Source organism: Mucilaginibacter sp. (assembly GCF_039207105.1).
GTDB lineage: Bacteria > Bacteroidota > Bacteroidia > Sphingobacteriales > Sphingobacteriaceae > Mucilaginibacter.
Genome location: NZ_JBCECK010000125.1, coordinates 1 through 14,899 on the forward strand (window position 1 = coordinate 1; position 14,899 = coordinate 14,899).

The 14,899-nt window shown below is 44.0% G+C and carries 8 protein-coding genes; 3 read left to right on the forward strand and 5 right to left on the reverse strand.

The features are described 5' to 3' along the window. Positions 1–132 precede the first annotated feature (132 nt). Entirely contained in the window at positions 133–1,167 is a 1,035-nt protein-coding gene (gene fbp / locus AAGC65_RS19725) for a class 1 fructose-bisphosphatase (protein ID WP_343114180.1), read from the forward strand. A gap of 68 nt (positions 1,168–1,235) precedes the next feature. Here the strand turns inward: fbp and pckA are convergent, their stop codons facing one another. The 5 genes from pckA to AAGC65_RS19750 all read right to left on the reverse strand — a co-directional run bounded on the left by pckA (position 1,236) and on the right by AAGC65_RS19750 (position 9,440). After that, positions 1,236–2,831: a phosphoenolpyruvate carboxykinase (ATP) gene (gene pckA / locus AAGC65_RS19730; RefSeq protein WP_343114181.1), complete on the reverse strand. Its 1,596-nt coding sequence runs from the start codon at positions 2,829–2,831 to the stop codon at positions 1,236–1,238. Positions 2,832–3,111: 280 nt separating this feature from the next. Then, complete coding sequence (locus tag AAGC65_RS19735; RefSeq protein ID WP_343114182.1) at positions 3,112–5,208, reverse strand: hypothetical protein; 2,097 nt, start codon at positions 5,206–5,208, stop codon at positions 3,112–3,114. Beyond that, positions 5,208–6,281, reverse strand: coding sequence for a cellulase family glycosylhydrolase (locus tag AAGC65_RS19740; RefSeq protein WP_343114183.1), 1,074 nt, complete (start codon positions 6,279–6,281; stop codon positions 5,208–5,210). The genes AAGC65_RS19735 and AAGC65_RS19740 overlap by 1 nt, the downstream gene beginning before the upstream one ends. 25 nt (positions 6,282–6,306) lie before the next feature. Beyond that, positions 6,307–7,344, reverse strand: coding sequence for a family 43 glycosylhydrolase (locus tag AAGC65_RS19745; protein ID WP_343114184.1), 1,038 nt, complete (start codon positions 7,342–7,344; stop codon positions 6,307–6,309). 20 nt (positions 7,345–7,364) lie between these two features. Continuing rightward, positions 7,365–9,440: a beta-L-arabinofuranosidase domain-containing protein gene (locus AAGC65_RS19750; RefSeq protein WP_343114185.1), complete on the reverse strand. Its 2,076-nt coding sequence runs from the start codon at positions 9,438–9,440 to the stop codon at positions 7,365–7,367. Between the two features lie 250 nt (positions 9,441–9,690). Here AAGC65_RS19750 and AAGC65_RS19755 point away from each other — a divergent pair, with 250 nt between their 5' ends. Both AAGC65_RS19755 and AAGC65_RS19760 read left to right on the forward strand, forming a co-directional pair. Further along, positions 9,691–13,656 carry a two-component regulator propeller domain-containing protein gene (locus tag AAGC65_RS19755; RefSeq protein WP_343114186.1) on the forward strand — a complete coding sequence of 1,322 codons (3,966 nt, stop codon included), beginning with the start codon at positions 9,691–9,693 and terminating at the stop codon, positions 13,654–13,656. A gap of 11 nt (positions 13,657–13,667) precedes the next feature. Then, a complete protein-coding gene (locus AAGC65_RS19760; protein ID WP_343114187.1) occupies positions 13,668–14,708 on the forward strand; it encodes a glycoside hydrolase family 43 protein in 1,041 nt (346 codons plus the stop codon). Positions 14,709–14,899 lie beyond the last annotated feature (191 nt).

Below are 14,899 nucleotides of genomic sequence, written 5' to 3' on the forward strand. Positions count from 1 at the left end.
ATTACACACTTATGCAAAAAGCGCAAACGTTACCGGAGATAAATGTGCCATTTTGTTGAATTTTAGTGCCATTTTATACTTATCTTGTCAAAAAACCAAGACAACTTATTACGTATTAAATACACTAAGACCATGACCCCTATCAAAACTTTAGGACAATTTATCATTGAAAAACAAGCCGACCACCCCTATGCTAAGGGCGAACTTTCAAGATTATTGCGCGACATTGGCATTGCCGCCAAAATTGTTAACCGCGAAGTAAATAAAGCCGGCCTGGTTGATATTCTTGGCCAGGCGGGTAGCACTAACGTTCAGGGCGAAACACAGCAGAAGCTGGACATTTATGCCAACGAACAATTTATTGCCGCCCTTAAAAACGGTGGTGAATGTTGCATTGTAGCATCTGAAGAAAACGAGGAAATTGTGATGCTGGATACCGATGTATCCCTGGATGCTAAATATATTGTAGCGATAGATCCGCTCGATGGCTCGTCAAATATTGATGTAAACGTATCTGTAGGTACTATCTTTTCTATATACCGAAGAAAAAGCACCGAAGGCAGGGCAACCCTTGATGATGTATTGCAGAAGGGCGTGAACCAGGTAGCCGCCGGATATATAATCTATGGGACATCAACCATGCTGGTATACACCACCGGCAGGGGCGTTAACGGCTTTACGCTTGACCCATCTATCGGTGAGTTCTGTTTATCGCATCCGGATATGAAGTTCCCTAAAACTGGCCATGTATATTCTATTAATGAGGGCTATTATGTGCATTTCCCTCAGGGCGTAAAATCATATATTAAATATTGTCAGGTAGAGGATCCGGCCACTGATCGCCCGTATAGTTCACGATATGTGGGCTCTATGATTGCCGATTTGCACCGCAGCATGATCAAGGGAGGCATCTTTATTTACCCGGTAACGGCTGCTACGCCAGGAGGTAAACTACGCTTGGTTTATGAGTGTAATCCCATGTCGTTTATTGTGGAGCAGGCCGGCGGACGAGCTACAAATGGGTATAAAACACGTATCCTGGACCTTGATGTTAATTCCCTGCACCAGCGCACCCCTATTTTTATGGGATCAGAAGAAATGGTGATGAAGGCCGAAGAATTTATGGCCGATGCTGAAGAACTGCCTAATATTGGTTTGGTAGGATAGATTAAGGCAAGACTTCCGAAGTTTTGAAAACTTCGGAAGTCTTCGATTATGTGAGAGATTTAGAGTTGTTACGCCGCCTTGGCTGCGGGGCCCACAGTACATAACATACCGTCAGAAAAATCCTTGTACTGGCTGCAGTTTTTGCGGAATAGTGCTGCCAGATGATTAGCTTTCTCCGCATACTGAAATGGATCGGGCCAGGTATTCACCGGGTTCAGCAACTCTCTCGGAACGCCCGCGCACCATGCCGGTATCATCAGATCAAAAATGGGTAACTTCTGATATGGCACATTATCCAGTTGACCTTCAAGCGCGGCTTTGATCATGGCACGGGTATAACTTAGCTTAATGCGTGTACCTGTTCCATAAGCGCCACCTGTCCACCCGGTGTTGATAAGCCATACATTGGGCTGATATTTATCCAGCTTTTCACCCAGCATTTCGGCATATTTGATGGGATGCAGCGGCAAAAATGCCCGTCCGAAACAAGCCGAAAATGTAGTCTCCGGTTCATTGATACCGCATTCTGTCCCGGCAACTTTGGCCGTATAGCCCGATAAAAAGTAATACATGGCCTGCGCCCGGGTCAGTTTTGAAATAGGTGGCAGTACCCCAAAGGCATCCGCTGTTAAAAAGAATATATTTTTTGGCACATCGCCCATAGCAGGATTAACCGTATTACTGATGTAATGCAGCGGATAGGAAAGCCTGATGTTCTCGGTTTTTGACAAATTATCAAAATCAACCCTTTTTGATGATTCATGGAAACAAACATTTTCCAGCAGCGCACCCGGTTTAATGGCCTCATATATCTGAGGTTCTTTTTCGGCAGTTAGGCCGGCTATTTTAGCGTAGCAGCCACCTTCAAAATTAAATACGCCATTTGTACTCCAACCGTGTTCATCATCACCGATCAATTGGCGTTCTGGATCAGCAGATAGCGTTGTTTTGCCGGTACCTGACAGGCCAAAGAAGATGGCTGTATCACCACCAACGCCCTTGTTAGCCGCACAGTGCATGGTAAGTATATTTTTTTGAGGCAGTAAAAAGTTGAGTACGCTGAATACCCCTTTCTTGATCTCGCCGGTATAACCGGTGCCTCCTATCAGGATAATTTTACGGGTAAAGTTGATCATGGCAAAATTATGCTGCCGCGTACCATCCACCGCTGGATCGGCCTTAAAGCCCGGAGCCGAGATGATCGTCCACTCGGGCACAAAAGCACCATCAGGCCGTAAAAAAAGATTATAAGCAAAAAGGTTCTGACTGGCTGTTTCGGTGATCACCCGCAGGGTTAATCGATGGTCTTGCTCAGCACATACCATAGCATCCCGCACAAAGATCTCCCGGTTATTCAGGTATGAAACCACCTTAGTGTACAGAATATCAAACACTTCAGCACTAACAGCAATATTAATATCGCTCCACCAAACGGTATTATTTGTAATATTATCCGCTACAATAAAGCGGTCTTTTGGCGAGCGGCCGGTAAACTCTCCGGTATCAATAGCCAGTACGCCTTTGTCTGTTAAATAGCCCTCTCCACGTTCAATAGCGACCTTTTCAAGTACTTCCGGCGGTAATTGATAATGAATTTGAGGAGAATTAATAAACTCCGGAAAACTCAAAGGCATAGACGTTTTTTGATCAATGTTCTGTCCCATACAACACTAAAATTTATAATTGGTTATAACAAAACTATGATTACAAAAATGCAATTCCAAATACATATTAACTGATAATCAATAACTTGTATCCGATACACTAAGTAGTTTAGCATTACTAATCAAGAGGTTATCATTATAAATAACGGTTAGAAAAATTTTAATATTTTTAGCTGTATTATTGACAGAAATGGCCAAAAAAAGGCCCGGTACAACATATTTCACAGATTATGTGCATATAGTTGTACCGGGCTGCTGATAAATTTATCAGATATCTGGCTTACTTAAACCAAATTGTTTGTGTAAAAGCGCCATTAGCGGCTGAATCCCATATTTCTAATCGGGCCCAGGTACGGCCTTTCAAGTCAACTGACATAGTAAAAGTTTGGTTGCCAAATGCTTTGGTATTGTTAAGATTGATGAGTTTGCGGTACACATTTTTGCCATCGCCCGAAACTATCTCGGCAAAATTCAGTGGAAATGTCCAGTCGGCTTTAAAGCTTGCGGTACATTTACCGTTGGCAGGTAATTGTATGGTTTCGCCTGCATGGTGACCATTAATTGTAAAATCGGCGATCAATATTTCGCCTGTGGTGGAGAAAAACTGGCCTTGCTGCAAAACATCCAATACCGGTTGCCAACCATCTTTAAAATCGGGCTGTTTATTGAGCTTTAAGTAATTAACATTCAAGTGAGCATACATTTCGTTCTCCGGCTCAATACTGAACAGATCGGCCTCAGCGAGCATCTTTTTCTGAAGCCCCCAGTTATTCATATCATCGAGCAGATCAAGCGCCCGCTTACCTAAACGCGGCTGAGAAAGATCGGCGGGCAAAGCTTTCCAGGCAGCGCCCAAAAACCTGTCCGACCGGTAAAAAGCCTCATCCTTATAAGCATCCGGAAAACCGGTTGAGCCTTTAGTACGGGCATGGGCAGTCCATGCCAGGCCGTTTTCGGCTTTAAGCAAAGCCAGCATATCATTTTTATCGCCTATGTGGTATATTTTACCATGCTCGGCGTCGCTGGTTTCAAAAGGCGTTCCCGGCTTGCGCGACATGATCCAATAAACCGGTTTCGGAAAAAACTGTAGCCAATGGCCGCCAAAAAACTCGTTAGGCTCCTCGCCGGGCAGCAGTAAAAAGTTTGGTGACGACAGGCGTTTGCATTGCTCAAATAATGATTTAAGCTCCAATAAACGTTGCTCATCCGGCCCTTTCGGGTGCGCGGTATAATGAAACTCGGCCAGGTGAACAATATTTACACCCAATCTTTTGAAAACATTAACAAACTTGGGGCTATCCGGCACCGGCTTACCCGCCAGCACTACACTCATGATAAACTCATTATGAAAATGGCTGGTCATGGTTTTATAACCGGACAAAGCCTTATAACTATCGTTATGCGTATATCGCTTCACATTGGCCAATACCGATGCCGCATTGCCGGTGCTTAACAAACAAAAAAAGTTAAGCCTTTGGCGGGTGCCGGGAGGAGCATTAAACCAGGGCACATAACGTTTATCGCCATTAAGTTCCTGCCTTATACCCAAGCCGTAACCTTTAAGCATATTGCGGTAGTTATTGCCATACCAAACAAATTTCAGATTAAAAGCCTCATCAAGCGGATAAAAATACTGGTGTGGTGCCGGGAATACGGCAATGCTGCCGCCGGTGTTTGAACCAATAATAGTCCGGTATTTTACTGCAAGGTTTTTGGCTGTATCCGCGCTATTAATTCCATCGGTTTGCAAGTGCTCGTATACGTCGCTCCAGCTTATCGTTTTTACCGGTTGCTGCTTAGCTACCAAACCGGCATCATATAAAATTGCTGTAGAATCTATTTCGGTTGATACCACCGCAGCCACATTAAAAAGCGGCTGGCCATTATAGAGTGTAATTTCCAGATCGCCTTTAAAATTTGGAGCTCCTACCCCGGCAATACTGATCACCGTATGTGAACCCTCGGTACGTATATCTGTTGAGCCTTTGGTAAAATTAACCTTGTAGGAATGATGAGGTTTGAGCGGTACTTTATCAAAAAATATATTCCAGCCGTTTTGCGATATCAGATCGCGCTTACCTTCGGTAAGAATAAATTGCGGATCGACATTGTTGATAACCTGCCGGTATACGCCATTTTTACTCAACTGTACACTTTGAAACAATGGCGCATCTTTTTGCAAATTGAGCACCAATCGGCCATTACTTTTTTCACCGGCGGGCCAGGTAAGCGTTACCTGACCCGATCCGGCTTTTAAATCAACCCCCGATTTAGTATTAAAATTTTTTGTGCCGATGCCCTGTGCTGAAACCTGCGCTACACCAAGCAGGGCAAATGCAAAGGTGCTTACTGCCCAATATTTGATACCGCCAATCATTACTTACCTCTGTTGGTTAAGCTTTTGATCAGCTCGGTTTCTTCTGGCTTATAAGGCGTACCATCTTTACGGAAAATATCATGGAACCACAGTTCCGGTTCGCTGCCATCGGGTATCGGGGTATCCCAGGCATAAATAGTATTGGTTTTACCCGATACAAAACCCCAGTTAATAGCGCCTACATTCTCTTTTTTCAACATAGGCAATACGGTACTGAACAGGCTATTACGCTTACGGGCCATATATTCGGTGCAGATCAACGGACGACCAAGCAATTTTAAAAACTGTACGGTTTTCAGGTGGTCGGCTTCGGGAGTGTAATCATGATAAGTGATGATATCAGAGTTATCTGCCTGAAACTTATTGAGGTTCTCTAATCCCCATGACCATAAACCCGCGCTTAGCGGCTGGCTCGGGTTCACTTCTCTTGCCCATTTAAATACGCTTTTTAACAAGGGTAATGATTTATCACCTTTGTTGGAGTTACCAGGTTCGTTATATAAGTCCCAAAGCAGGATGCGTTTATCATTGCCGAAACGTTTCAATACATCTTTAACATATTTTTCAAGCGGCGGGAAATTAGCCGGATCTTCAGAAGCCGGTTGGCCCGGATCCTGCCACCAACCTGAATTATGTACACCTGGTTTTGGCTCAGGTTGTTTGCCTGTTTTAGGTTCTTTATTCCAGCAATCATCAAAAAACACAAACATGGTTTGGATGCCGTGTTTGCTTGATATGGTCAGGTACTGGTCTACCCGTTTTTTAAAGCCCTCGGGATCTTGCTGCCAGGCTAAATGATGCAGAAACACACGCATCACATTCATACCTATGCCCTGAGCATAGCCCAACTCTTTATCGATGGTTTTAGGGTCGAAGGTATCAGCCTGCCACATTTCCAGTTGGTTAATAGCTGTGCTGGGTATAAAATCACTACCCACCAGCCATTGGTGCTGTGCATACCATGCCTTTGCTTTTGCTTCAGTCCATACGCCTGCTGTTTTTTGCTGAGCATAAGCCTGCACTCCGAATGCCATAAACGCTGCTATGGCCAATACTTTGAATTTGTTTTGCATTTTGAATAAGTTAACAAGTTTTCTATTAATTATCTCTTTCTTCTGTAAGCCAAAAGTTAAACGGCTTATCCCGGTCGCAGCTTAAAGTGCCATTTGTAAATTCCAGTTCGGCCGCATGTATAGATGTACGTTTGGTTGAATAAGAATAATCGCCATCCTTATCCAGCCCACCCTCATCCTGATGCGTTTTACGACCGGGATGCGTGAAATAAACAATGTAGGCATGGCCATCACTGATCACTACATCGGCATGGGCCCCGGTTGGGGTATCTTCCGACCGGTGACCAGGAGTATCTAATATCATACCCTGATGTTCCCATGTTAACGCATCTTTGGAGCGGTAAACCCGCTGACCTCGCCACTCATCAGTTATCATCCAGTAATAATCTTTAAACCTGAATATTTTTGGCCCTTCGTGCGATTTGCCATCAATGGCCGGCTTATCAGCTACTTTCCAGTTAATGAGATCGGTACTTTCTGCCGTCATGGTGATGCTGCCCAGTTTTTGATCTTTATACCACATATGCCACTTACCATCGGATAGCTTCAACAATGTTGGGTCTATAATATTATGATCGGGTAAACTTAGCCGACCTTCATATTTCCAGTCCCAAAGGTTTTTACTGGTGTAATGCAGCAGATGTGCATCTCCCCCCCATTGGCTGTGAACTCCGGCAATATATGCTACAAACATGTGGTAAATACCTTTTTCATACACCACGTCGGGTGCCCAGAAAGTATTTTGCCCCTGCTCAAACTCCAGGTTCAATGCTCCTTTATACACCCAGCTATGGCCATGATCTTTTGATGTGGCAACCCCTATGGCAGTACCATAACAATACGATACTCCGGGCGATTGTACATTGGCCCGACGCTGGGTATATAGCATTGTCCACTCCTTTTCGGTATGGTTATAAGCCAAAACAGGGTCTGCAGCACCATCATATATCGGATCGCGAAATAATGGCGATGGCGGCTGATGTGTGATAGCCTGCTGGGCTTGTGCCTTTACACACATATTACCAACTAACAGCGGTATAAGAATTTTTATAATGCTTTTCAATTTGTTTTTAAGCTGATGGATTATTCAGTTACCGGGAACGATGCTATCCGGAGCCTTGCGCCGCCCATAGGCACCAGCGTTAATTCAGATACCGGCTTATCCGTTTTTACCGGGCTTTGCGGCAACACTCCACACAGGCCATATTGGTCAATTGTCCAGCCGGGAATCTGGCGCCCTTTAACCTTCAATTCGATGGGCGCATTGGTATTGGTAAAGGGGTTATTATCTTTTGGCCAGCTGCGGTGAATTATCTCTATTGATTTTTCAGGATGTTGTTCATCTATCACCAAACCATAGTTCCAGGCAGATGCAGGATGGATCTCATACGAAGGCCATTTTTCCGGATCGGCTGTAGCTTGCCAATGTGAATCGCCCTGGGTTGATTTGCGGCCATCCTGACGGGTATACTGTTCATCAATTTTCAGGGAATAGGTAAGCGGACCATAATTTACGCTCACGCTGTTCTTGTTAGCTGTCCACTGTCTTACTTTTAGTTGCATAGGTAAATGCAGGGTAACCTTGTCGCCGTTTTTCCAGGTCTTATCCAGTTTGATATAGTTGCCCGTACTTGTATTTACGGCTACTGCTTGTCCATTCACTTTAACCGCAGCGTTTTTGCACCATTCGGGTATACGCAGGTAAAGCGGAAAGTTAACAGCCTTTGGCGTATTTACAGTAACCATTACCTGATCTTCAAATGGGTATCTGGTAGTTTCGGTAAGGCTTACCGGTGTACCATTGCCAACTTTAGCATTCACTTGTCCTTCAGTGTATAGTTGAGCCGCCAAACCATTATCGGGCGTGGCCATCCAGCTGTTTTCGACATAATAAACCCAACCCGCGGCGTGGTTGTGCTGGCAGCAACGACTGCTAAAAGGGTTCATCATTAAAAACGGACCTTCGTTAGATATGCCCGGGTGATGATCTTTACTATCGCTTACTACCATGTTAGGCGCAGTTAAGTAACGTAGTGAGCGATAATCGGGCATAAAAGCTGCCGAGAAAGTATTGAATGCTACATCCTCACAGTTTTCAGCCCAAAAGGTATCGCCCGTATTGCCCAGCAGCATTTGGTCTGATGTCATTTGCTCCACCATGCCGCAGGTCTCCACTGCCTGGCGAGGATCATCATAACCCTTGCGGGCATTTTCATCCGCCCCGAACATGCCACCCGGCACTTGGCCGTACATAGTTCGGATCAGTTTAAAGTCGTTATAAGTCGCGTCGAGATCTTTTTTATCATGGCTTTGCAGATAAAAGGTAGCCGGCTCGCGGAAGCATTGGGCTACGTTTACATTATGCCAGTTGGGCAGGTTATTGGCCTGGCGCCAGTTGGCAGTATTCCTGTCGAGCTTGGCAGCCAGATCAAGCAGGAATTTATCGCCGGTGCGGTTGTATAGCCAGTATACGCTGGTCATGTTATCACCACCACGGCTGTTTTCCCAGTAATCTTCCAAAAACTGATCATCAGGTACGGATAGTTCATACTTGAAATATTTGGTCATGAAAGGGATCACCCTCGCATCTTTACTGTACTCATAATACGATTGCAGGCACCAGAGCATAGGCATGTTAGTCCACAGGTCGCGGTTGCCTTTATTTTTTCTGTCGGGACCAAAATCACCATTATCACGCTGGTTATTTAATACCGCATCAATCCAAAATTTAGCTTCCGCAATCATTTTCTTGTCATTCAACATGTAGCCGATGTTGGCATAACCCTTTAACCAGTAAGGCAGCTCTTCCCAGCCGTACTCTCCTTTACCTTCTTTATTAAGCCAGGCATTATTAGTTTTAGAAAGCCATATACTGATCTCGCCCAGATTACCAGTAAGGCCGTCGCGCTGCAGCTCCAGCGCTTTTTTGAGCCAGCCACCGGCTTGAATGCTCCCCACGGGCAGTTTAGTAAAATATTGCTTTTGCAGCGGGGCACGGTTATTTATATAAAACGCGTTTAGCTGTTGGTTATTAACCTGGTTTACAGTAGTTGCCTTAATACCCGTTTGGGCGGTTACAGCACAAATGCCCGAACCCATCAGGGCAATACTTAACAGGCCCTTTTTTAAAGGATTGGTTTTGTTTTTAAAGTTTATCATTGGCCGGTAATACAGTTTTACAATGCCGCGCCGTATGGCAGGGCATTTTATTTTTAAAACAATGCAGGGTAAAAATATCTATAATTGAGTTGTAAAGAAAATGGATTTTAGCTGCCTGCCATTAACCAAATCATATCAATAATTAGTCAAAACGTATCAATTTTTACCACAACGAAAACCCTTGCCCAGAATAGCTATATTTGTTTAGCAAACGATTTTGAGACCTTTATACTTACTTTATTTATTTTTATTGCTGTCCTTTAATGTCTGTAATGCCCAGTCGTACTACTTCAGGCATTACCAGGTTGAGCAAGGCTTGTCAAACAATACGGTTTACTGCACCCTGCAGGATAAGCATGGCTTTTTATGGTTTGGCACCAAGGACGGCCTTAACCGTTTTGACGGCTACACTTTTAAAACTTTCAGGCATGATGCCGCTGATAAAAACAGCGTATCAAGCAATATGATTCACTCGCTGTGTCTGGATAAGGCCGGTAATTTATGGATAGGAAATGACCAGGGACTTGACCGTTATGATTTTAAAACCGAAACTTTCACCCACATTAATCCATCAAACACTGATGCCGTTAGGTGTATTATTACAGATAAAAATAACAATATCTGGTTTGTTGCAGGCCCCTTACTTTTAAAGTATGATGATAAAACTGGCAAAATAACCGATTATAAAGCTTTTCAGCATTTTGAAGCTACCTCCATAGCTTTTAATACCGATGGCTCGGTTTGGGCATCGTCAGCATCGGGCAGTTTAGAAAAACTGGATACTATTTCGCATTCGTTTAGCAGCTACAGCCTGTTTAAAAGCTCCAAACCTGCGGCATCAAACTTTATTGAAAAAATATATGCCGCAGATAACAACAAAATATTTGTGGGCACAAGCAATCAGGGCTTTAAGGAGTTTGACTGCAGTACCGGCACCTACCGGGACATGCTCACTTACAATCCCGACAAAACCGAAGTTTTTGTGCGTGATTTTGTAAAGTACAACGATAATGAATATTGGATAGCAACAGAATCTGGCGTGTTTATTTATGATGTGCAAAAGGGCACTTTCCTGAACTTAAAAAAGCATTATAACGATCCCTATTCCATATCAGATAACGCCGTTTATACGCTATATAAAGATGCCGAAGGCGGAATTTGGGCAGGCACTTATTTTGGTGGTGTAAATTATTATCCCAAGCAATACTCTACCTTTAACAAGTTTTATCCTGGCTCTGATAAAACCGGCTTGCAGGGCAATGTAGTACGGGAGATTTGCAAAGATATGTACGGCAACCTGTGGATGGGTACCGAAGACAATGGCTTGAACAAACTAAGCCCCGATAAAACTACCTGGACGCATTATTACCCCGGCGGTACAACCAGTATATCAAACACCAATATACATGGCCTGCTGGCCAACGGCAACGAGCTGCTGGTAGGCACCTTTGAACGCGGGCTTGATATTTTGGATATCCCCAGCGGTAAAGTAGTTAGGCATTATTTGGCGGGTAAGGCCGCCAACATGCTTAAAAGTAATTTCATTATTACTTTTTGTAAAACCCGCAAAGGAGCTATTCTGGTTGGTACAACACGAGGGCTTTATCAATATAATGAGGCGTCAAAAGATTTTACGTTGGTAAATAGCGTGCCATCTTATGATTTCATTTATTCCATCATAGAAGATCACAGCGGTAAAATATGGGTAGGTACCGTGCATGACGGCGCTTATTTTTATGACCCAGCCACTAATTCGGGCAGTAAGCTAAATAAGCCCGAGGCTATAACCGACCAACTGAATAGCAGCTCGGTAAACAGTGTATTTGAAGATAGCAACCACCAGATATGGCTGGCTACCGAGGGTTTGGGTTTATGGAACTATGATCCGGTTAAAAAGACTTACAAATTTTATGATCTCAGCAAGGGTTTTCCCAGTAATTACATTTTCCGGATACTGGAAGATGACCACAAAAACCTGTGGGTAAGTACCACACGTGGCCTGGTGAGTCTCAATATCATCAACAGAAGTATCAAAATTTACACCAAAGCCACCGGCCTGCTCAGCGATCAGTTTAATTATAACTCGGCCTTTAAAGATACCGATGGTACCATGTACTTCGGCTGTGTAAAGGGTATGATCAGTTTTAATCCTACGCAGTTTAAAACCAATAATTTTGTCGCCCCGGTGTACATCACCGGTTTTCAGGTACATAACCAGGAAATTTCTGTTAACGGTGCCGATTCTTTGCTGCAACGCTCTATTATCTGCACCAAAAAGATCAAACTTAACTACAACCAATCATCGTTCAGTATTGATTTCGCGGCACTGAGCTATCCATCGCCCCAAATGACCCAATATAAATACATGATGAAGGGCCTTGACAAGGGATGGACCGTATTAAAAACCAACCGCAAGGTTTACTTTACGCAATTGCTACCTGGCCGTTATACTTTTATTGTGAAAGCTGCCAATTACGATGGCGTTTGGGCGCCCCAGGAAACTCAACTTGATATTATCATAACCCCGCCATTCTGGAAAAGCATTTGGGCCTATATGGCTTACGCCTTGCTGATATTGATCATTGCACATTATATACTTAACCAGTACCATATCAGGATACGCGATAAAAATAAACGCCTGATAGAAACCTTGGAAAACGACAAGGAGAAACAGATATACAACGCCAAAATTGAGTTTTTCACCAACGTTGCCCACGAGATCAGGACTCCCCTAACCCTTATTAAAGGGCCTATGGAAAAGGTAATTAAAAAGGCAGGCAGCGTACCAGATATTCAGAATAACCTGCAGATCATGGAAAAGAACACCAACCGTCTGCTCGATCTGACCAACCAGCTGCTTGATTTCCGTAAAACCGAAACCAATAACTTTAGCCTCAGCTTTGTTAAAACAGATATAACCCACCTGCTTTCCGATACCTTTCTGCGTTTTAAGCCGCTGGCCGAGCAAAAGAATATGCACTATGAGTTTATTCAGCATAAAACACTGTATGCGTATGTGGATATTGAGGCTTTCACCAAAATTATAAGTAACCTCATTAACAACGCTATCAAATATGGCAAATCGGTGGTTGAAGTAGAATTGCTTGATACCCTGGAAAGCGATTCGACGTTTTCTGTAGAGGTGAGGAACAACGGTTATATAGTTCCTTTTGAAATGCGCGAAAAGATATTTGAACCATTTTTCCGCCTCAAGGAATCTGAAAAGCAGATTGGCACGGGAATCGGTTTATCGTTATCACGCTCACTGGCCGAGTTGCACCAGGGCGTGCTGGCTTTAAACAAACCCATCAACGACCTGAACACCTTTATGCTTACCCTGCCTGTGCACCAGGAAAAAGAATTTGACCTGTATAACCTGCCTGATGATTATGAACAGGCCGATAAAACCAAAGAAGAGGAGGATGTAGATTTTATGAAACCTATTATACTTTTAGTGGATGATAACCCCGAGATACTCGACTTTATCTCGGACGATCTGAGTGATAAATATTCGGTTATTAAGGCGCTTAACGGTCAGGAAGCTTTTGATATGCTGGGTATTGAAAGCATACAGTTGGTTATCAGCGACGTTATGATGCCTGTGATGGATGGCTTTGAGCTTTGCAAAAAGATAAAAACCAATTTTGATTACAGCCATATCCCTATCATACTGCTCACTGCCAAAAATACGCTGCAAAGCAAAATTGAAGGTTTAGAGGTAGGTGCCGATGCCTATATCGAAAAACCGTTTTCGCCCGAGCATTTACAGGTACAGATAGCCAACCTGCTCATAAACCGCAGTAAAATGCGCGAGCGCTTTGCGAGTTCGCCGCTGGCCAATATCAATACGATGGCCTACTCCAAACCTGATGAAAGCTTTTTGGACAAGCTTAACTCGGCCATCAACAACAATATTCAAAACCCCGATCTGGATGTGGAGCAAATTGCCGGGTTGATGAACATGAGCAAGCCTACACTGTATCGCAAGGTTAAGGCCATATCAAACCTTACCATTAATGAGCTCATCAATATTACCCGGTTAAAAGCCGCCGCCAAACTATTGGAAGATGGCGATTATAAAATTTACGAAGTGGCGGCTATGGTGGGTTACAATTCGCAATCGCACCTGGGGCGCAACTTTTTAAAGCAGTTTGGTACTACCCCTACCGAGTATCAGCAAAATAAAAAAAACCTTAAATCGCGGTCTGTCAATTAATCTTTATACCTATGAAAAAGATCATCATTACCCTTTGTTTTTTTATACTAAGCGGCATAGCCTGTTTAGCCCAGCAAGGCAAAGCCACTTTTACCAATCCCTTGCTGCCATCGGGCGCCGACCCCTGGGTTATTTATAAAAACGGGTATTACTATTATACCAACAGCATGGGTAGCCGCTTGGTGATCTGGAAAACAAAACATATTACTGATCTGGATAAGGCCGAGAAAAAAACGGCATGGGTTCCGCCTGCGGGGATGCCATATTCCAAAGAATTATGGGCTCCTGAGCTGCATTTTTTACGTGGCAAATGGTATATGTATTTTGCTGCCGATGATGGCAGCAACAACCATCACCGTATGTTTGTACTCGAAAACCGATCTGCCGACCCTATGAAGGGCGAATGGACATTTAAAGGCCAGGTTGCCGATATTACCAATAAATGGGCTATTGACGGCTCAGTCTTTGAAAATAAAGGCCAGCTGTACATGATTTGGGCCGGATGGGAAGGCGATGAGAACGGCCAGCAGAACATTTACATTGCCAAAATGAAAGACCCGACCACCATCAGCAGCGAACGGGTTAAAATTTCGAGCCCGCAATACCAATGGGAAAAATATGGTGATCTGCATGATGATAACAACCCGGCTCACGTAAACGTGAACGAAGGCCCTGAAATATTAAAGCATAAAAACCAGCTGTTCCTGATCTATTCGGCCAGTGGCTGCTGGACAGATTATTATGCCCTAGGGATGCTCAGCACAACGGTTAACAGCAATTTGCTCGACCCCGCCTCATGGAAAAAATCGGCAGAGCCGGTTTTCAAGCAATCACCAGAAAATGGCGTTTACGCGCCGGGACATAATTCGTTCTTTAAATCGCCAAATGGTAAAGAGGATTGGATCCTGTACCACGCCAACTCCCAACCCGGTCAGGGTTGCGGTAAGGACCGCTCACCCCGCGCACAAAAGTTTACCTGGAACCCGGATGGCACGCCTAACTTTGGCACTCCTGTAAAAACAGGTGTGGCTATGGCGGTGCCTCAGGAATAATATTATTTAAAAAACTACTCTACCGCGAGATACGCTGCGCTAATCTCGCGGTTATCATGGCGTAAGCTTTCAGCTTACTCATCATCAGCTGAAAACTGATCCCATGAAAGCCACAAGCTACAGCAGTGTGAAAGCGAAAAAACTTGTCATTGCTGTAAAGGTCAAGTAATTCGGTAACAGAATTAGCTTTA

Coding starts and splice junctions, on each gene's coding strand:
- fbp (WP_343114180.1), top strand. CDS start 133: ATGACCCCTATCAAAACTTTAGGACAATTTATCATTGAAAAACAAGCC.
- AAGC65_RS19735 (WP_343114182.1), bottom strand. CDS start 5,208: ATGATTGGCGGTATCAAATATTGGGCAGTAAGCACCTTTGCATTTGCC.
- AAGC65_RS19740 (WP_343114183.1), bottom strand. CDS start 6,281: ATGCAAAACAAATTCAAAGTATTGGCCATAGCAGCGTTTATGGCATTC.
- AAGC65_RS19760 (WP_343114187.1), top strand. CDS start 13,668: ATGAAAAAGATCATCATTACCCTTTGTTTTTTTATACTAAGCGGCATA.
- pckA (WP_343114181.1), bottom strand. CDS start 2,831: ATGGGACAGAACATTGATCAAAAAACGTCTATGCCTTTGAGTTTTCCG.
- AAGC65_RS19750 (WP_343114185.1), bottom strand. CDS start 9,440: ATGATAAACTTTAAAAACAAAACCAATCCTTTAAAAAAGGGCCTGTTA.